We start from the raw sequence: 18,439 nt of genomic DNA on the forward strand, positions 1-18,439 counted from the left end.
CACAACCATCTTCGTGGTCAATATGAAACGAATTATGACCTTAATAAATACAAAATAACCGAGGAACTCGCTCAAATTAACGAGAGATTCCTCGGTTTTCATTTCATTAAAAGTAAGAGACCTATTTTTTCAGTGGACTCGAAACATCCAAGCTCGTTTTCTTATTTCTCAACTTTGACTTTCCCTTTCCAAGAATCCAAACCATAAGAAAGGATATAAATCTCAGAAAAACCTTGTTTTTTCAAGTAAAGAGCCGCATTTGTGACACGTTGCGCACGTTGGTTTTCATAAAGAAGGACAGGTTTATCCTTACGAAGAGCTGCAAGACTAGTCTTCAACTGACTTGAAGGAATATTGCGAGCCCCAAGAATATGTTTTCTGTGGAATTCTGCTGGGTCGCGCAAATCAATCAATTGACCCGTACGAATCAAGGCTTCAAACTCCTCATTGTCTACAATTTTAGCCGCACGGCGAATACGAAGATAGTTAAAGCCCATCCATGCCAACATTGCTAGTATAAGTGCCCACAAAATCCAAGTAACCATTAGTTCTTTTCTCCATTTTTCTCAATATAATCCAATTCTACCTTGTGCTCTCTGCGAAGAACTGCTTCTGCTTCTAGATAGTCTAATTTGTCCATCAGCCCTGCATCGTAAATCCGAGAGAGTTCCAACTTCATCAGTTCAATATCATATAAGCGTTTTCCCATGTAAACAATAATACCAAATCGTTTGAGGAATTGCTGCACATCATAGAATGTTTTCATAAGACCCATTCTAGCAAATTTTTGTGTTTTTTTCAAGAAGAGACTCACACAATACTCCTGATTTTCCTATCTTCTTTGGCGATTCTGAGGCAAGTGTGGTACAATAAAAACATGAGAATTCAACAATTACACTATATTATCAAAATCGTCGAAACTGGCTCCATGAATGAAGCAGCCAAGCAACTCTTTATCACCCAACCGAGTCTTTCCAATGCAGTAAGAGATTTGGAAAATGAAATGGGCATTGAAATCTTTATCCGCAATCCCAAGGGCATTACCTTGACCCGTGATGGGATGGAGTTCCTCTCTTATGCCCGTCAGGTTGTCGAGCAAACTCAGCTTCTGGAGGAACGTTATAAAAATCCTGTCGCCCACCGCGAACTCTTTAGCGTTTCGTCTCAACACTATGCCTTTGTGGTCAATGCCTTTGTATCGCTACTCAAGAAAAGTGATATGGAGAAATACGAGCTCTTCCTTCGTGAAACTCGTACTTGGGAGATTATCGACGACGTCAAGAACTTCCGTAGTGAGGTCGGTGTCCTATTTTTTAACAGCTACAACCGTGATGTTTTAACGAAAATGCTGGATGACAACCATCTGCTGGCTCACCATCTCTTTACAGCCCAACCGCATATCTTTGTCAGCAAGACCAACCCTCTGGCAAAGAAAGACAAGGTCAAACTGTCTGATTTGGAGAATTTCCCTTACCTCAGCTATGACCAAGGGACACACAACTCCTTCTACTTTTCAGAAGAAATTCTTTCTCAAGAACACCACAAGAAATCCATCGTGGTCAGTGACCGTGCCACCCTCTTTAATCTCTTGATTGGTTTAGATGGTTATACCATTGCGACAGGGATTTTGAACAGCAACCTCAACGGAGACAATATCGTTTCTATCCCACTGGATATTGATGATCCAATTGAGCTGGTCTATATCCAGCATGAAAAAACCAGCCTATCTAAGATGGGCGAACGCTTTATCGACTATCTCCTAGAAGAAGTCCAGTTTGATAGTTGAGAAATGATAAGAACCAATATGTAGGCTAGCAACAACCTGCACATTGGTTCTTTTTACTTATAATTAAAAGTCTCCCCTGCCAACTTATCAGCTAGCTTGGGAAAGAGGGTATAAAATTTGTGGGCCAAGTTCAACAAGACAGGGAGATTGAGTTCTCGTTTATTTTTTCCTATAATCTTGACAATCTTTTTAGCCACTGCATCTGGTTCTAGCAGGAAACGGTCAACCGATTTGAGATAGGTTCCATCTGGGTCGGCTTGGTCAAAAAATCCTGTGCGGATAGGTCCTGGATTGACTGTTGTAACATAGACTCCATAGGGCTGAAGTTCGAGGCGTAAGGCATTTGAAAAACCAATGGCCGCAAACTTAGTGGCTGAGTAGAGACTAGACTTGCCAGTAGCAATCAAACCTGCCATGCTAACAATATTGATGATATGACCTTGACTCTTCTCCTTCATACGAGCCGCAAGGCGACGAGATAGATTCATCAGGGCGAAGGTATTGACCTCAAACATCTGGTGAATATCTTGGTCAGAAATCTGGTCAAATTCCTCAAAAATCCCGTAACCAGCGTTGTTAATTAAGACATCAATCTTGCCATAGCGGATATAGAGATCTGCTAGCAGAGTTTCTAAGGCTGAGTCATCGGTAATGTCTATTTCAATTAATTCTACATGGGGATGATTTCCGTAGAGTTGAGCTAATTTTTCCCTATCTCTACCAAGCAAGATGAGTTGGTCATTTGGCAGGAGTTTGACCATCTCTTGGGCTAAACCACCGCTAGCTCCAGTAATGAGAATAGTAGGCATACTTATCCTTTCTGTGACTGCTAGATTTCCACTTCTTCCAAGTCTTTGACCACATGGACATTTTCAAAGACACTAGCAGCGTCTTTTTTGAGCTTGCTGATATCTTTTGAGAGAAAGCGAGCACTGATGTGGTTGAGCAGGAGTCGTTTAACATCTGCTTCTACTGCGACCTCCGCCGCCTGCATGTTGGTTGAGTGACCATGATTGCGAGCAATTTTTTCATCGCCCTTGCCATAAGTCGATTCATGGACAAGGACATCGGCATTGACAGCCAGACGCACACTGGCATCCGTTTTTCGAGTGTCTCCTAAAATAGTGATAATTTTACCTGGACGTGGAGCTGAGATATAGTCTGTTGCCTTGATTTCAGTTCCGTCTTCCAAAACAACATCCTGGCCGTTTTTGATTTTACCAAAAAGCGGGCCAAATGGGACACCAGCAGCCTTGAGTTTTTCAGCATCCAGCGTTCCTTCCAAGTCCTTTTGCATGACACGGTAACCAACACAGAAAATAGTGTGGTCCAGTTCCTCTGCATACACAGTGAATTTATCGGTCTCAAGGATTTTTCCTAGAGAATCTTGGTCAAACTCATGAAAATGAATGCGGTAAGGCAGGCGAGAACCCGACACACGAAGACTGGTTAAAACAAAGGACTTAATCCCTTGCGGGCCATAGATTTCCAAATCTGTCTGCTCTTCATTGGCCTGAAAGGCACGACTAGAAAGGAAACCTGGCAAGCCAAAGATGTGGTCTCCATGCAGGTGGGTGATAAAGATTTTGCTGACCTTACGTGGTCGAATTGTGGTTTCCAGAATGCGATTTTGCGTACCTTCTCCACAGTCAAAGAGCCAGACTTCGTTAATCTCGTCCAAGAGTTTCAGGGCGAGACTGGAGACATTGCGGGCTTTAGAGGGCTGACCAGCCCCCGTTCCTAAAAATTGAATATCCATTCGATACTTTCTAATTAATCAATATATAACATAGCTATGCGATTTTCCGATCGGAAATAGCGCTTGCCAGAAAAAGCTGTGGCTTCTTGTAATAACTCCTCTTGGCTGTAACCTTTAAGACGCTTGCGACCATCAGACAAGCTTTCCAAATCAGTCAAAGCTGTGAGACTATCCATGCTAACAACTTCCTCATCTCCAACAGCCTTCAGGTAAATCTTGCCAGATTCTTCAAAGACTAGTTGATGGGGGAAAATTTGCGCAATCTCAAAGAGCAAGTCATCTGAAATCTTCTCCTCATTTTCAGAGAAAATTCTACCCAGTCCCTCACTCTCATAACAAAAACCAAAGGATTTACCAGACAGATTTAGGCGAATAAAGGGCTTGTTTTCTAAGGTGAAACTTGGATCAGCATTGTAGAGATTCAGTTCCTGACTGACTTCTGCAAAATAATCCGTCGCAGCCTCAGGACTTTTTTTCTGGTAGAGTTCTGCAAAGTAAGCATTGACCACGCTAGGTGGAGGAGTGATCAGTGCCAACTGCTCTTGCTCTGTTCTACCAGCTAGAAGTTGATCCAGATAGACCTTATCCAGACTTGTATAGCCCCCATATTTTAGAGCCAACGTTTTAATATCAGTCATAAAATTCCTCTAACCTCCATTTATTTTTCTCGGAAATGTAGCCTGTAATTACTTCGCCGTCCTCCTGATAATCGCGTTCTTCAAGAATCGCAACACTTTCTAAATCATGAATCTTATAGGACTTTGAAAAAGGCACGCGCAGGGTAAAAGATTCAAAAATATCCTTGATTTTCTCTAAAAACAAAGCCTGCAAATTCTCACGACTATCCTCAGACTTGGCAGAAATGAGGGCATAAGGCGTTTGGGTCGGCGTGAAATCCTCCACCAAATCCGCTTTATTATAAAGGGTCAGGCGAGGAATATCTTCCATGTCCAGGTCTTTCATGATGGACAGGACTGTTTTTTCATGCTCCTCATGGTAAGGATTGCTGGCATCGATAACATGAACCAGAAGGTCCACATGCTTGCTTTCTTCCAAGGTTGACTTAAAACTGGACACCAACTCTGTCGGCAAATCTTGGATAAAGCCAACTGTATCTGTTAAAGTTACTTGGAGATTTCCCCCCAGATGGATACTCTTAGTCGTCGCATCTAGAGTCGCAAATAGCTCGTCAGCCTCATACTGGGTCTTACTGGTCAAGGTGTTCATGATAGTTGATTTCCCAGCATTGGTGTAACCAATCAAACCAATCTTAAAGGTGCTTGACTCCAAACGTTTTTCTCTGACAGTCGCCCGATTTTTCTCAACCACCTTGAGCTGGCGCTCGATATCCGTGATTTGATTGCGAACGCTACGACGGTTCAGCTCCAGCTGGCTTTCACCAGGTCCACGGGAACCAATTCCCCCTGCCTGACGGCTGAGCATAATTCCCTGACCAACCAAACGAGGCAAGAGGTATTTGAGCTGAGCTAGGTGGACTTGGAGTTTCCCTTCATGACTTCGAGCCCGCATTGCAAAGATATCCAGAATCAACTGCATACGGTCAATGACCTTGACACCGAGAACTTCTTCTAAATTGACATTCTGCCGTGGTGTCAAACGATTGTTGACGATGACAGTGGTAATTTCTTCTGCATCCACCATGAGCGCAATTTCTTCTAACTTACCAGAGCCGACGAAGGTCTTGGAATCATATTTTTCACGTTTTTGTCTGTAACTATCTACAACGACTGCCCCAGCTGTCTTAGCTAGACTAGCCAATTCTTCCATAGAGAGATCAAAATTGTCCATGCCCTGCAATTCCACACCAATCAGCAGGACTCGCTCCTCTTTTTTTTCCGTATCAATCATCTAAAAACTCCTCTATCTGGCTTAAAATGCGGTCTTGCACACCAGCTTCTCCAATCTGATAAAAGGTGACCTGCATGCGGTTACGGAACCAGGTCAACTGACGCTTGGCAAAACGACGAGTCGCCTGTTTGAGACTCTCACTAGCTTCTTCCAAGGTCTGCTCTCCACGTAAATACGGAAAGAGTTCCTTGTATCCAATCCCTTTAGCAGCCTGCACATCTGGATAATGGTCAAAAAGCCATTTGGCTTCGTCTAGAAGTCCAGCTTCAAACATCAGGTCCACTCGGTGATTGATACGTTCATAAAGCTGACTGCGCTCATCGTCCAAGCAGATAATCAGCGGTTCATATAGACTCTCTTTATTTTCCAAATCCTGACCAAAATGGACAATTTCCAAGGCACGCATCGCACGACGACGATTAAACTGGGGAATCTCAAGGTCTGCTTGCTCCACCAAATGGGCTAATTCCTCATCTGAATATGGCTCCAAACTAGCTCGATAAGCTAAAATCTCCTCATGAGGAGTCTCACCACCTAGGTGGTAGCCTTCAAGCAAGCTCTGGATATAAAGCCCAGTCCCACCAGCAATAATAGCTAGCTTGCCACGGCTTTGAATATCCTCAATAGCCTTCTTAGCTTCTGAAACAAAATCAAAAGCCGAGTAAGACTCGGTTACCTCTCTAACATCGATTAAATGATGAGGAACAGCTGCCTGCTCTTCTGGACTAGCCTTAGCCGTCCCTATATCCAGACCTCGATAGACTTGCTGGCTATCTCCACTAACCACTTCGCCATTAAAACGCTTTGCAACTTCGATGGCAAGGGCTGTTTTTCCAACTGCAGTCGGTCCAACAATCACAATTATTTTTGTTTTCATCTTTTTTCCTTGAAAAATTCCCATTTTTTCGTTACTATTATTATAACACAAAAAGGTCAGTCAGAAAAATGTGACCTCTTGAGGGGGCTGGCTGATTAAGAAGATAAAGGAGGAAGACTCATGGCTAAAGGATTCGCTAAAGGTCTTGTAACAGGTGTCGCAGGAACTGTCGCTGCAGTCGCAGGTGCAGTATACGCATTTAAAAAGAAAGTGATCGAACCAGAAGAGCAAAAAGCAGCTTTCATCGAAGAAAACCGTAAAAAAGCAGCTCGTCGCCGCGTATCACGTTAAGAAACAAAAGAAGTTGGGATTTATTTTCTCAACTTCTTTTTTCTATTCTTTTAAATAGCTAGGTCAAACTTCAACTGTGGCTTGACAGGGTCATAATCCACCAACTCAAAGTCCTCTGCTTTAATATCAAAAAAATTGGTCTTATCTGGCACATTCAAGACCAAACGTGGTTGGCAGTTTGATGGCTCACGACGGAGCAATTCCTGAGCTTGTTCAAATTGATTGTCATAGATATGGAGATTGTTGATGAAGTAGAAGAACTTCCCAACCTTCCAGCCGAAATGCTTGGCAATCATCATTTGAAGAGCCACGTACTGCATAGCATTGATGTGGTGGGCCACCAACATGTCATTCGAACGCTGGGTCAAGGTCGCATCCAGATAGATTTCTCCATCTACACGGCGGACATCAAACATGGTCTGAAAGGCGCATGGGAGTAGTCCTTCTGTTTCTTCGAAAGCTTGGTAATCCCAGAGCGAAATGATATTGCGACGGTTCCAAGGGTTGACTTCCAACTGCTTGAGAAGCTTATTGATAATGTCGTGTTTCTTAACAACAGCACCATAGCGCTCACCAATGGTTCCCGTATTTCCCACTTCCCAGTCATTCCAGTAGTGAACATTGTACTTGTCATTGAGAACTTCTAGGCTATTAGACTGGTCTTGGTAGATCCAGAGAACTTCTTTGATAGCTGATTTGATTGCAATGGGACGCAAGGTTGTAATGGGGAATTCCCCCTTGGCCAAGTCATACTCTGCAAAGGCACCCGTTACGTACTTAGAGTTGGCAACTGTCCCATCCTTGTACTTGGGACGTGCTTGCTCTGAGAAAACACCTTCCTTTAGAATGCGTTCAATATTCTCTTTAAAAATCGTATCTGATTTTGTCATTTACTCTCACCTCATTTATTGTCCTAACTAGTATAGCATAAAAAAAGAAAGGAGGAAAATCACTCGCTTCTGGAAAGCAATTTTCTCCTTTTTCTATTTTATTGCAATACAAGTGATGCTGCTCCGATAACTCCAGCGTCATTTCCTAGAGTTGCAAGAGCTAGTTTAGTAGTTGTGCGTACTTGTGGGAAGGTATTTTCATCGTAGACTTTTTGAACACCTTGTAGAAGGAATTCTCCCGCAGCTGATACACCACCACCGATAACGATTGTTGATGGGTTTAGGATTGAGCCAATGTTAGCACAAGCGATTCCCAAGTAACGTGAGAAGTTACGGTAAACGATCAAAGCAAGATCGTCTCCTTCTTTTGCCAAATCAAAGACAGTCTTAGCGGTTACTTCTTCTCCATTATCAATCAAGCGTTTCAAGGCTGCATCGCCTTCGTATTCATCGGCATAGCGACGAGTCAAGTTGACAATCCCTGTTGCTGAAGCAACTGTCTCAAGGCAACCTTTCTTACCGCAAGTACATGCGATTGGTTGATCAAAGTCAACAGTGATATGACCAAGCTCACCTGCTGCACCAGCAACACCGTGAAGCAATTTGCCTTCAGCGACGATACCGCCACCAACACCAGTACCGAGTGTCATAAATACAACATCTGGTTGGTTATCACCAGCCCCCATCCAACGCTCACCAAGAGCAGCTACGTTGGCATCATTATCGATGAAGAATGGAATACCCAAGGCCTTTTCAATCTTCTCTTTAATTGGTTGAAGGGTTTTCCAGTTGAGGTTGTAGGCACCGATAACAGTCCCTTTTTCACGGTCAACCACACCTGGTGATCCCATCCCAATTCCTTGGAAGTCCGCTGCTGCCAATCCAAGCAAGTCCAAACGATGCTGAATAGACTCAATCATATCATCTACGATATGACTTCCCTCATCCAAAATATTAGTCTTGATAGACCATTTTTCTTGGATTTCTCCTGCTGTTGTTAAGATTGCAAATTTGATAGAAGTTCCACCAAGGTCAATCCCAATAATCTTTTGACTCATCATATTCTCCTTTTTTATTATGAATTAATTGAAAATGCTTACAGATATAGTATAACAAAATTCACTCATTTATGCAAAGGTTTGCATTAACTTTCTAGATTTTATCCTTACTTATGGTTTCCATAGACCTGAAGCATCTACATAGTAGCGGCCTCCATCAACTCGCTCATTTTTAGCCATTTTACCATCTGATTTCAAATAGTAGTTTCCTTGCCATGCATTGCGAGCATAAGAACCATCTGATTTCAAGTAATACCAGGCTTGATAAGAAGAGTCATAAACCCACTCACCTTGTGCCATTTTACCGTTTGATTTAAGGTAATAAGCTCCTTGCCATGCATTTTTTGCATAAGAACCATCTGATTTCAAATAATACCAAGCTTGATAAGAAGAGTCATAAATCCATTCACTCTGTGCCATTTTACCATCAGCTTTCAGGTAATAGCTTCCCTGCCATGCATTTTTCACTGGATTTCCATTTCCATCAAAATAGTACCAAGAACCGTCCTGCTTAACCCAACCACTTGCTGTGGATGAAGTTGTATCAGTTTGAGTTGTAGCCGCTTGTTTTGCTTTAAAAGCACCCTTAGGAGCATTTTTCAATTCGCAAGCCACACCATCATGATCGCGGTCTAACTTGGCAGAATAACCAGGTTCTCCCTCGTGAATATCTGCGTATCCATTCGCCCAAGCTTCTTTACAACTAGAAAAATGAATGTTTTCTTCTGCTAACACAGGTTGTGAAAACAAGGCTAAGACTGGCAAGGTAGCCAGACTCATTTTTAAAAATAGACGTTTATTCATTTCGTTCTCCTATAACGATGTTATCGATTTCACTATTATTTTATCAAACTTATTTCAGCAATTCAAGGAAAGGTTTAATCTGTTCAGCAAACTCTTTTGGTTTAGCTTCATTCAAGACATGAGGACCATCTGGTATAATCTGAAATTGAGATTCTGATATTAGTTTATGAAGACTTCTCATAGAACTAAGATTCGGTTTATCTTTGCTGCCACAAATTAGTAAGGTTGGATAAGGACAAGTTCTTGATATATCAGTTAAATCAAGTGTCTTCAATTCCTCAGAAACTCCGACCATAAAAGCCTTGTCTGCTCCCTGTTTTTCAAATACTTTTTTGGGAAGTAGTTTAAAAATCATCAACTGAAGATAAAATAGGATATTACCAGACAGTTTAAGTGGACATCCTGATAGAACCAAAGCTCGGAGATTTGATAAATCGTAACTAGATAGTTCTAATGCCAGGGCAGCACCTAAGGACAATCCAACCAAAATAAAAGGTTCTGTCTCTTGAGCTAGATGCTGATAAACTCGCTCTTTAGCTTGTTGATAGTTGCTAACTCCAGAAGGAAATAACTCAATAGCCTCAGAAGGATAATCTGTCAGTAGATTCCGAACTTCTTTCCAACTATCTGCTGACTGACCTAGGCCATGTAAAAATATTAATTTCATTTAGTTCTCCCTTACTGACAACTCATACAAGCCCCTGACTGCATTACAGCCGTAAATAGCTTCTGCTCGGGCTAAGTCTTTTAAAGTCAAGACTCTCTCTTCTACCTGTCCTGTTTCCAGCAAGAGCTGACGGTAAATTCCTGGCAAGATTCCCAGTCGGATAGGCGGTGTGTAGAGTTTCCCAGCGATTTTCAGAACCAAATTTCCGATAGAGGTTTCAAGAAGTTCTCCAGACTTATTGTGGTAAATCTTCTCTTGTTCTCCTAAACTCAAGTGTGGCCTATGAGTTGTTTTAAAGTAGGTAAATGCTTGCTGCAAATTAGATTCCTGAAGGCAGAGTTGGGCATGACAGAAGGTTGGACTGAGAGGTTCCAATACTTGACGATCGACTTCTATCTCTCCAGACTTGCTGAGAGAAATTCGCAAGCGGTAATCTTGATTAACTTCACAATCCTGACACTCTTCTTCTATCTTTTGTCTCAAAATTTCTGGGTCAAAAGGATAAGCAAAATATCGACTAGCTTTTCTCAGTCTTTCCAGATGTTGTTCTTCAAACAGCAAGTTCTTCTGGCTAATTTTTCCAGTTGTAATCAGTTGGAAGCGAGCTTGTTTACGATAGAGAACAGCTGCCTTTTGATGAACCTCGCAGTATTCAGATTCCCAAGTGCTATCCCATGTAATGCCGCCACCTACTCCATAGATGGCTTGCCCCTTGTAGAGTTGAATGGTCCGAATAGCAACATTGAAAATCCGTTGCCCATGTGGAAGCAAGAGACCAATCGTTCCACAGTAGACTCCGCGCGGTTGTGGCTCCAAGTCCTTGATGATTTCCATAGTCGCAATTTTTGGAGCTCCCGTTATGGAACCGCAAGGAAAGAGTGAGCGGAAGATTTCAACAAGGTCCACATCCTCTCGCAACCGACTCTTGATAGTCGAAGTCATCTGCCAAACCGTTGAATACTGTTCTACTTGGCAAAGACGCTCCACGTGCTCACTCCCCACCTCAGAAATACGGTTCATATCATTGCGCAAGAGGTCCACAATCATCATATTTTCAGAGCGATTTTTGGGGTCCTGTTCCAACCAACTGGCCTGCTCCAAGTCTTCTTGGTCAGTCACTCCCCGCTGAGTCGTTCCCTTCATTGGTCGCGTTGTCAACTCACGGTCATTTTGCTCAAAAAAGAGCTCTGGACTCATGGATATCACTGCCATCTCGTCATGTTCCACATAGGCATTATAGCCTGCCTCCTGTTCTACCACCATGCGATTGTAGATAGCAAAAGGATTGGCAGACAAATCCTGCTTGAGTTGGACGGTGTAGTTGACCTGATAGGTGTCTCCCTGCCGCAAATGATGATGAATCTGGGCAATAGCCTTTTCATAGTCTGCTGCAGACGTTACTTCCTGCCAATTTGAAGGCAAATCAACCTCATCATAAGTCAAAGGAATTGGAGAGGTCTCCACCCTATCATGAACAGTAAAGTAAAGCAAATACTCGTCCAATAAAGGAGCCTTGTGAACTGCTAATTTCTCCTCAAAAGCAGGTGCAGCCTCGTAGCTGACATAGCCCACCACATAATAGCCTTGCTCTTGGAAACTTTCCACTTGTGCCAGCAAGGCTGTTACTTCTGTTAAATCTCTGGTTTTTAACTCTTTGATAGGCTGAGTAAAGATGTATCTCTCCCCCAAAGCCCTAAAATCAATCACTGTTTTTCTATGCATACCTTAAGTATAGCACAAAATAAGAAAACCCTCATCCGCAAAGCAGATGAGAGATTTCGATTATTTAAAGATTGAAGTTTTAAAGCTATTTGTTTGTTGAAGAAGTTTTTTATATAGTTTCTCTTTAAGAGCAACAGTATTGTCAAATTTAACTGATCCATTTTTAAGAGTTGCTTTATCTTTATCAACGGCAGCAGAGAAGGCTTGTTTTAAATCGTCATAACTACTGTATGTAGTACCGTCGATTGTAACAGGGTTAAATCCTGCTTTAGCTTTATCTACAACTTCTTTGAAGTATTCTTTCTTCCAAGCTTCTAGAGAAGTGAACTTACCATCAGAAATTTTATTGATGATGAAGTCATCACCTAGAGTATTGTGACCGGCTTTTTTAGATTCAGCTTTCAACATATTTGAAGCATAGTTTAGGAATCCTTTTTCATATCCATAGTAACCCCAAATTCTGAATGTATTATGTTTGAATGACATTGCTCCTGGAGCACCTTCACTTGTGTTACCACCATAGATACCAGCTGTAATAGGTACAGTTACATAAGCAGAACCGAATCCAGTTGGATCATACTGACCATTACCAGGACCGTGTTTAGTCATGAAGTTTTTCTCTACTAAGTCGTTAACAGATGTTAAATCATATTCTTTTTCTTCTGCATTTAAATCTCTAACGTTGTCGTATTGGTTCTTCGTATTAGCTCCACGAAGTTGCTTATCTACTTTCTTGAACCAAGCGTTATTTAATTCTTTACTGCGTTTATCGATTACAGCTTCTCCTTCAAGGTAGTCAAGAAGCATTAATGTGTCATTGAAACCTTTCATGTAATGATCGATTTCTGCACGAGATGCAAGATCGTTTGGATTAGTGTTATACCATTGGTTTCCGTCGTTTGGACGTTCGTACGCCATGTTTAATCCAAGTGCTTTAAAGTCACCGTTTGGACTTGTTTCAGCAGGTGATTGTAACATACCTTGTGCGAATGCTTCTAAGTCAGTTCCTTCACGGTGTCTTGAACCACCTAAGTAAACCATACGGTCATTTACGTGAGTTGTTTCATGAGTAAATGCAGAGATACCGAAGTCACTAATCATACTAGTAACCATGAAGAATACTGAATCATCTTTATAAGGGTTACCGTAAACACGAGCTACTGCTCCCATACGCCAGTCAGTTGCGTGATAACGACCTGTTGGACCGTATAGTTCGCGAACTGGAGCAATATCTTTACCGCTGTTAGTGTGACCGTATTTGTCAGTACCTTCTGGATAGTTTTGGTTATCTAGTACTGGTGTCGGTACCATATTGTTGCTCTTAAGCAGTTGGTTACGAACTTTATCTAATGATAAACGAGACCAGAAGTCTAGATAATTTTGTTGAGCTTTTGCTACTTTATCGATTTCTTTCTTGAATGCTTCACGCTCTGCTGCTGTGTTCTTACCATATTTCTCAAATGAACTGTAAGCCATAGTGTTATATGTTGAGATTAAGAACATGTGAGCATCTTTTAAGTTAAGAAGTGGCAGAATCATCTTACCGTGAACATCATTATTTAATCCTTCGTATGCTCTGTGTTTCTTATCGGCAAATTCAGGAGTTGTTGTTTTTGGTTCAACGACATATACATTATCTTTAGTTGCTTTTATGAACCAATCGTTTAAGTCAGTATCACTTGTGAATAGACGCATGTTATAGTCTAAGAAACTGTTTAACTCACCTATACCAATAGTTCCACCGATAGTTTCGCGATAAGCTTCTAAAGTTCTATCACCTTTAATGTTGCTTTCTTTAGAACCAACTTTAATCAAGAAGTCTAAGACACTAACATTCTTACCGTAGAAATCAGGTTTGAATAACATTAACTCTTTAATGTTAAAGTTATCGAATTTAACTCCGTAGTAACGGTTTAGGTAAGCTAATCCAAGAAGAACTGCAGCTTTATTGTCATCAATTTTCTTAATTAATGCACGTTTAGCAGCTTCATCAGTATTTAGTTGATGGTCTTCATTTTGAACTAATTTAGTAACGAATTTATTAAGGTTATCTTTAACATACTTGAAGCTTTCTTCTAAGTAAAGATCCTTAATTGCATTTACTTTGTTACCACCTGTTCTTCCTAAAAGTTGATAAACAGGATCAGATTGTAATTCTACTGGACTTAATTTACTTTCGATAGCACTGATTAAATTGCTACGCTCTTTATCAACGATGTTAGGAGTGTAAACTATTTCTCCAAGTTCAGCGATGCTGTATTCTTTAACTTGTTTCACTTGAGATTCTTTAGGTGAGATGTTAAAGATTTCTTTTGTCTTATCAGCGTAGTGAACGATAATGCGGTTGGCATCACCAAGTTCAGTTACGAATTCGTTATCTTTCATTGCAGTAACAGATAAAACTTCTGTAGTTAATAATTTAGAACCTGCTGGAATCTTGTTACCTTGGTTAACAATCCACTCTTTATTGTAGAATGGTTGAAGTTTTTCAACATTACGATAAGCAAGCTCACGAGAAGCATCATAGTCATCAATATTTTTGTATTGATCAGCTTTACTTACAATATTGTTCAGTTTGTCTTCAATAGGAAGTGTGCTTTCGAATTTATCAGCAGTGATTCCCATTTTAGCAATTAATTCATCAGCTTTTTCTTTAGTTATGCTAGGAATTTTTTTAGAATTTTTATAAGTTGTTTTACCTTCACTTACACCCTCAACACTGTAGTTGCGCTTCGTTCTAGAGTATGTAAAGTAATCATCAGCATCAATATCAGAGTGACCAAAGACCATTTCACCAGTCTTAACTTTCATCATAGTGATGTTGTCTTCTATAGCCCCTAGTGCCCAGTTAGTCCCTAACAGTCCACCAGACATAACGGCTTCTTTGAGTTCAATAGAGCCTTTTGCTACAGAGTTTCGAAGAGTACCTTCTTTACCTAAAGTATTGTTGTTACCACCGTTTTGAGATGAATATACAATTCCGGCAGCCTTAGCTTTGTTACCTGTGATTTCAGCATCAACATAAGCTTTTTCTACAATACCTTTCCAGTTTTCACCGACGATACCTGTTAAGTAACCACCTCGATTTCCAGCAGCGTGTACTTTACCGATAAATGCAACGTTACTTAATTTTCCACTACCATCAATTTTATTGATAACACCAGATACATCATTATTACCAACAACGTTACCTGTTACTTTAATGTTTTCTACAGTAGCATTATTTTTGATAACATTTGCTATCGGTGCAATCCTATCAGTCCCTGACATGTCGATATTTACATTTTCAAGTAGTAAATCTTTAACAGTACCACCGACAATATCACCGAATAAAGGTCTGTTCATATTACTAATGGTAAATTTATTACCGTCAGTGCTTGTTAATGTTCCTTTAAAAGCATTAGTAACATAAGATTTTCCTGCTGGTTTAACGTTAGCAGCATTGATATTGCTACCAAGCTTAAATGTGCCAGTCGGGTCTTTTTGCATAGCTTTTACAAGGTCGTCAAAGCTATAATATACATCACCTTCGTGTGCTTTTTGTTTTTCAAAGTAATGAACATACTCTTCGCTAAGTGTGTTATCTGCATTACGTTGAACTAAGTCTGGTGCTTTGGCAGTAACTTTATATAAAGTTTTTCCGTCTTTTTCTACTTCTTCAATCTTGTCAACAGCAAGTCGTGTAACCTTGTTGTCGTGAGTTGTAACTCGTAGGTAAAGTGGGGCAACATCAGCTGGTTTTTCTGTAAGCAAACTAGTGTCTGTTTCGTTACCATCAGCGTCCACACTCATCAAGCTTGTTTCTTTAATGTTTTTGATTTCAACTTTTTTGAGGTCAAGTCTTAGAGGTTCTTCATTCAGAACTACTTCCTCATCGCCTTCACCACGGTCATAAACCATCTTAGTTTCAATCTTATAATCTTTGTAGTATTGCAAATCTGTCAGGCTAGCTGTTAAGTTGTCAGGTGAAACATTCAATGTTTTCACAATCTCATCACCTTTTTTCAAAGTTAAGGTGATAGATTTAATGGCCGCCTTGCTTGGATTTTCTAGACTGTATTTAACATCTGAAGTACGTTTCAAATCCTTAGGTTTAACTGCAGTGAGGGTCAATACTGGTTTTTCAAAGCTCTTAGTACCACGTTTCAAAATTCGGTCTTGAGGGGCCTCAATTACTTCTTCCGTTACTTTTGGTGCATCCTCAGTCTTAACTCCTTTGATAGTATTAAAGGTCTTAGTGATTTTTTTCTGACCTTCTTTCCCTTCTTGAGCTACGACTTCTAAACCTTTTTTCAGTTGATTATCTTCTTCAATCTTTTCTTTGAATGGAATCTTTTCAAGGCTTTCCTCTACAAGAGTTCCTTCAATTGGTTTTGTACCACGGCTTACCTGTTGATTTACAGGCTCCTTAGTCACTTCCGTACTGGTTGAAAGAACTTGGTCAGTTTTGACACCTTCTACCGTTTTATAGGTTGTTTTTGTAACTTGACTTCCTTTTTCACCATTTCGTAGGACAGTTTCTTCGTCTGTATACTTAGTTGGATCCTCAGTCGTTTCAGTTTTGTAGTCAATTTCTGTAGTTGATTCTTCAACAAGGGTTCCCTCAGTCACCTTATACTCAGGTAACTGATCTTGAACAAGTGCTTGACCTTCCTTGCCTTCCTCTTGAGTTCCTTTTACTTCTACTTGAGCTTCTGGTAGTTCAGGTTGCGTTAAAGATTGGCCTTCCTTACCTGCCTCTTGAGTTCCTTTAGACTCTACTGTAGCCTCTGGAAGTTCTGGCTGTACTAAAGCTTGACCTTCCTTACCTGCCTCTTGAGTTCCTTTAGACTCTACTGTAGCCTCTGGAAGTTCTGGCTGTACTAAAGCTTGACCTTCCTTACCTACCTCTTGGGTTCCTTTAGATTCTACTGTAGCCTCTGGTAGTTCTGGCTGTACTAAAGCTTGACCTTCCTTACCTACCTCTTGAGTTCCTTTAGACTCTATTGTAGCCTCTGGAAGTTCTGGCTGTACTAAAGCTTGACCTTCCTTACCTACCTCTTGGGTTCCTTTAGACTCTACTGTAGCCTCTGGTAGTTCAGGTTGCGTTAAAGATTGGCCTTCCTTACCTGCCTCTTGAGTTCCTTTAGACTCTACTGTAGCCTCTGGAAGTTCTGGCTGTACTAAAGCTTGACCTTCCTTACCTGCCTCTTGAGTTCCTTTAGACTCTACTGTAGCCTCTGGAAGTTCTGGCTGTACTAAAGCTTGACCTTCCTTACCTACCTCTTGAGTTCCTTTAGACTCTACTGTAGCCTCTGGCAATTCGGGTTGCGTTAAGGATTGACCTTCCTTACCTACCTCTTGGGTTCCCTTAGACTCTACTGTAGCCTCTGGCAACTCGGGTTGCGTTAAGGATTGACCTTCCTTACCTACCTCTTGGGTTCCTTTAGACTCTACTGTAGCCTCTGGCAATTCGGGTTGCGTTAAGGATTGACCTTCCTTACCTACCTCTTGAGTTCCTTTAGACTCTACTGTAGTCTCTGGTAGTTCAGGTTGTGTTAAGGATTGACCTTCCTTACCTACCTCTTGAGTTCCTTTAGACTCTACTGTAGCCTCTGGTAGTTCAGGTTGTGTTAAGGATTGACCTTCCTTACCTACCTCTTGAGTTCCTTTAGCTACTTGGTGGCTTGGTTCAGGTTGCGGTACTGGAGTTGGGGCAGGTTGTACCTCTTTCTTAGTTCCGACTGCAATGACTTGCGATACAGGATTTTGGACTACTTGGTCTTCAATGACTTCTCTAACTTCTTGACCATTGACCATCGAAACTTTGGTTACAAGGCGACGCTGACCATTGACTCCAGCTGTGACGATACGAGTCTGTCCTTCTGCTAAATTAGCATCTGGGCTTGTGATCGTTTCAAAAGGAATCTCCACCAAGCTCTCTTCCTGTCTAGACTGAGGCTTCTCAGAAACTGGTTTTTCTTCAACTGCAGGAGCAACTGGATTCTCTACTACAGGTTTTTCGATGACAGTTTCTGGAATGACAGCAGGTCTTTCTTGAACGTCTTCGTTTTTTTCGATTTCTTTTGAACTTTGCTTCTCTACTGGCAACTGAGGCTGTTCAGCTGAAACTGCTTTTGATGGATGGAGTTCTGCTTCCTTGAAGTATCCAATGTATTCATAGCCATCAATGTGGATAATCCCTTCAGCCAAACCTTCATGGGTAGAGGCCGAAATAGTTTGGTTATAAGAAAGCAATTCTTTATTTTCAAACGCAAATGTCCCATAAGGTACAAAGGTGCTAGCTCCTAAAGAACCAATCAAGAGAACACCTAGGACTTCTTTGCGACCTTTTTTGGACACCAAAAAGACTGCTAGAGAAGCCGTCGCCAAGCCAAGACCTGCTAAAGCAAGTTCCTTACTTCCTGTGTATGGAAGTTGTTGACTATTAGTTGCCTTCTTGCGATAAACTACATATAGAATATCATCATCTTGAAATTCTGTAGGAACTTCATGGTGAATCAGGGCTTTTTCAGACTCAGTCAATTCCTGCTCTGCCAAATAACGGTAATGAACGCTATGAGCACCACCAACTTCATTGGCCTGAACCTTATCTACTGAAAGGGGACTAGCACCAAAAAGGAAGGCCCCGATGGCTACAGGACCTACCCCAACAGTTAGCTTACGAATCGAATATTTTGTGATTTTTTCTAGTTGCTGTTTTGTTTTTCTCATTT

At 41.2% G+C, this 18,439-nt stretch carries 14 protein-coding genes and 1 pseudogene; 2 read left to right on the top strand and 13 right to left on the bottom strand.

The annotated features are described in order from the left end of the window. Nucleotides 1-161 precede the first annotated feature (161 nt). On the bottom strand, nucleotides 162-545 hold the full coding sequence (locus K4Z77_RS02750) for a rhodanese-like domain-containing protein (RefSeq protein WP_000259257.1): 384 nt from the start codon (nucleotides 543-545) through the stop codon (nucleotides 162-164). After that, nucleotides 545-814: a YqgQ family protein gene (locus K4Z77_RS02755; protein ID WP_224218362.1), complete on the bottom strand. Its 270-nt coding sequence runs from the start codon at nucleotides 812-814 to the stop codon at nucleotides 545-547. Before K4Z77_RS02755 ends, K4Z77_RS02750 begins: the two co-directional genes overlap by 1 nt. A 63-nt stretch (nucleotides 815-877) precedes the next feature. On the opposite strand from K4Z77_RS02755, the gene K4Z77_RS02760 reads away from it, so the two are divergent. Beyond that, entirely contained in the window at nucleotides 878-1,786 is a 909-nt protein-coding gene (locus tag K4Z77_RS02760; RefSeq protein WP_049501939.1) for a LysR family transcriptional regulator, read from the top strand. Nucleotides 1,787-1,839: 53 nt separating this feature from the next. Here the strand turns inward: K4Z77_RS02760 and K4Z77_RS02765 are convergent, their stop codons facing one another. Genes K4Z77_RS02765 through miaA form a run of 5 tightly spaced genes read right to left on the bottom strand, consistent with a single transcriptional unit; the run spans nucleotide 1,840 to nucleotide 6,291 of the window. Beyond that, the gene (locus tag K4Z77_RS02765; RefSeq protein WP_224218363.1) at nucleotides 1,840-2,595 is read right to left on the bottom strand and encodes an SDR family NAD(P)-dependent oxidoreductase; all 756 of its coding nucleotides are present in this window, start codon (nucleotides 2,593-2,595) and stop codon (nucleotides 1,840-1,842) included. Between the two features lie 20 nt (nucleotides 2,596-2,615). Further along, on the bottom strand, nucleotides 2,616-3,545 hold the full coding sequence (gene rnz, locus K4Z77_RS02770; RefSeq protein ID WP_224218364.1) for a ribonuclease Z: 930 nt from the start codon (nucleotides 3,543-3,545) through the stop codon (nucleotides 2,616-2,618). 14 nt (nucleotides 3,546-3,559) lie between these two features. Next, entirely contained in the window at nucleotides 3,560-4,183 is a 624-nt protein-coding gene (locus K4Z77_RS02775) for a cystathionine beta-lyase (protein WP_224218365.1), read from the bottom strand. After that, the gene (gene hflX, locus K4Z77_RS02780) at nucleotides 4,176-5,414 is read right to left on the bottom strand and encodes a GTPase HflX (protein ID WP_000567350.1); all 1,239 of its coding nucleotides are present in this window, start codon (nucleotides 5,412-5,414) and stop codon (nucleotides 4,176-4,178) included. Before hflX ends, K4Z77_RS02775 begins: the two co-directional genes overlap by 8 nt. Then, nucleotides 5,407-6,291 carry a tRNA (adenosine(37)-N6)-dimethylallyltransferase MiaA gene (gene miaA, locus K4Z77_RS02785; protein WP_224218366.1) on the bottom strand — a complete coding sequence of 295 codons (885 nt, stop codon included), beginning with the start codon at nucleotides 6,289-6,291 and terminating at the stop codon, nucleotides 5,407-5,409. Before miaA ends, hflX begins: the two co-directional genes overlap by 8 nt. 120 nt (nucleotides 6,292-6,411) lie before the next feature. Here miaA and K4Z77_RS02790 point away from each other — a divergent pair, with 120 nt between their 5' ends. Next, complete coding sequence (locus K4Z77_RS02790; RefSeq protein WP_001051780.1) at nucleotides 6,412-6,582, top strand: DUF3042 family protein; 171 nt, start codon at nucleotides 6,412-6,414, stop codon at nucleotides 6,580-6,582. A 50-nt stretch (nucleotides 6,583-6,632) separates the two neighbouring features. On the opposite strand, the gene K4Z77_RS02795 is transcribed toward K4Z77_RS02790, so the two are convergent. The 6 genes and pseudogenes from K4Z77_RS02795 to K4Z77_RS02820 all read right to left on the bottom strand — a co-directional run bounded on the left by K4Z77_RS02795 (nucleotide 6,633) and on the right by K4Z77_RS02820 (nucleotide 18,437). Further along, nucleotides 6,633-7,472: a thymidylate synthase gene (locus tag K4Z77_RS02795; protein ID WP_033686601.1), complete on the bottom strand. Its 840-nt coding sequence runs from the start codon at nucleotides 7,470-7,472 to the stop codon at nucleotides 6,633-6,635. A gap of 98 nt (nucleotides 7,473-7,570) precedes the next feature. Further along, nucleotides 7,571-8,530, bottom strand: a complete 960-nt coding sequence (locus K4Z77_RS02800) for an ROK family glucokinase (RefSeq protein ID WP_020902451.1) — start codon at nucleotides 8,528-8,530, stop codon at nucleotides 7,571-7,573. A gap of 117 nt (nucleotides 8,531-8,647) precedes the next feature. Further along, nucleotides 8,648-9,334: pseudogene (locus tag K4Z77_RS02805) on the bottom strand (excalibur calcium-binding domain-containing protein); the annotation flags it as partial. Nucleotides 9,335-9,383: 49 nt separating this feature from the next. Continuing rightward, entirely contained in the window at nucleotides 9,384-10,001 is a 618-nt protein-coding gene (locus K4Z77_RS02810; RefSeq protein ID WP_023947285.1) for an alpha/beta fold hydrolase, read from the bottom strand. Beyond that, the gene (pabB, locus tag K4Z77_RS02815; RefSeq protein WP_224218367.1) at nucleotides 10,002-11,723 is read right to left on the bottom strand and encodes an aminodeoxychorismate synthase component I; all 1,722 of its coding nucleotides are present in this window, start codon (nucleotides 11,721-11,723) and stop codon (nucleotides 10,002-10,004) included. 60 nt (nucleotides 11,724-11,783) lie between these two features. Continuing rightward, entirely contained in the window at nucleotides 11,784-18,437 is a 6,654-nt protein-coding gene (locus tag K4Z77_RS02820) for a ZmpA/ZmpB/ZmpC family metallo-endopeptidase (protein ID WP_224218368.1), read from the bottom strand. Nucleotides 18,438-18,439 lie beyond the last annotated feature (2 nt).

The organism is Streptococcus mitis subsp. hohhotensis (genome assembly GCF_020089495.2).
GTDB classification, from domain to species: domain Bacteria; phylum Bacillota; class Bacilli; order Lactobacillales; family Streptococcaceae; genus Streptococcus; species Streptococcus hohhotensis.

Excerpts from the sequence above, each read along its gene's own strand:
- K4Z77_RS02820 (WP_224218368.1), bottom strand. The coding sequence starts at position 18,437 with ATGAGAAAAACAAAACAGCAACTAGAAAAAATCACAAAATATTCGATT.
- hflX (WP_000567350.1), bottom strand. The coding sequence starts at position 5,414 with ATGATTGATACGGAAAAAAAAGAGGAGCGAGTCCTGCTGATTGGTGTG.
- rnz (WP_224218364.1), bottom strand. The coding sequence starts at position 3,545 with ATGGATATTCAATTTTTAGGAACGGGGGCTGGTCAGCCCTCTAAAGCC.
- miaA (WP_224218366.1), bottom strand. The coding sequence starts at position 6,291 with ATGAAAACAAAAATAATTGTGATTGTTGGACCGACTGCAGTTGGAAAA.
- K4Z77_RS02795 (WP_033686601.1), bottom strand. The coding sequence starts at position 7,472 with ATGACAAAATCAGATACGATTTTTAAAGAGAATATTGAACGCATTCTA.
- pabB (WP_224218367.1), bottom strand. The coding sequence starts at position 11,723 with ATGCATAGAAAAACAGTGATTGATTTTAGGGCTTTGGGGGAGAGATAC.
- K4Z77_RS02775 (WP_224218365.1), bottom strand. The coding sequence starts at position 4,183 with ATGACTGATATTAAAACGTTGGCTCTAAAATATGGGGGCTATACAAGT.
- K4Z77_RS02810 (WP_023947285.1), bottom strand. The coding sequence starts at position 10,001 with ATGAAATTAATATTTTTACATGGCCTAGGTCAGTCAGCAGATAGTTGG.
- K4Z77_RS02800 (WP_020902451.1), bottom strand. The coding sequence starts at position 8,530 with ATGAGTCAAAAGATTATTGGGATTGACCTTGGTGGAACTTCTATCAAA.
- K4Z77_RS02760 (WP_049501939.1), top strand. The coding sequence starts at position 878 with ATGAGAATTCAACAATTACACTATATTATCAAAATCGTCGAAACTGGC.
- K4Z77_RS02750 (WP_000259257.1), bottom strand. The coding sequence starts at position 545 with ATGGTTACTTGGATTTTGTGGGCACTTATACTAGCAATGTTGGCATGG.
- K4Z77_RS02765 (WP_224218363.1), bottom strand. The coding sequence starts at position 2,595 with ATGCCTACTATTCTCATTACTGGAGCTAGCGGTGGTTTAGCCCAAGAG.
- K4Z77_RS02790 (WP_001051780.1), top strand. The coding sequence starts at position 6,412 with ATGGCTAAAGGATTCGCTAAAGGTCTTGTAACAGGTGTCGCAGGAACT.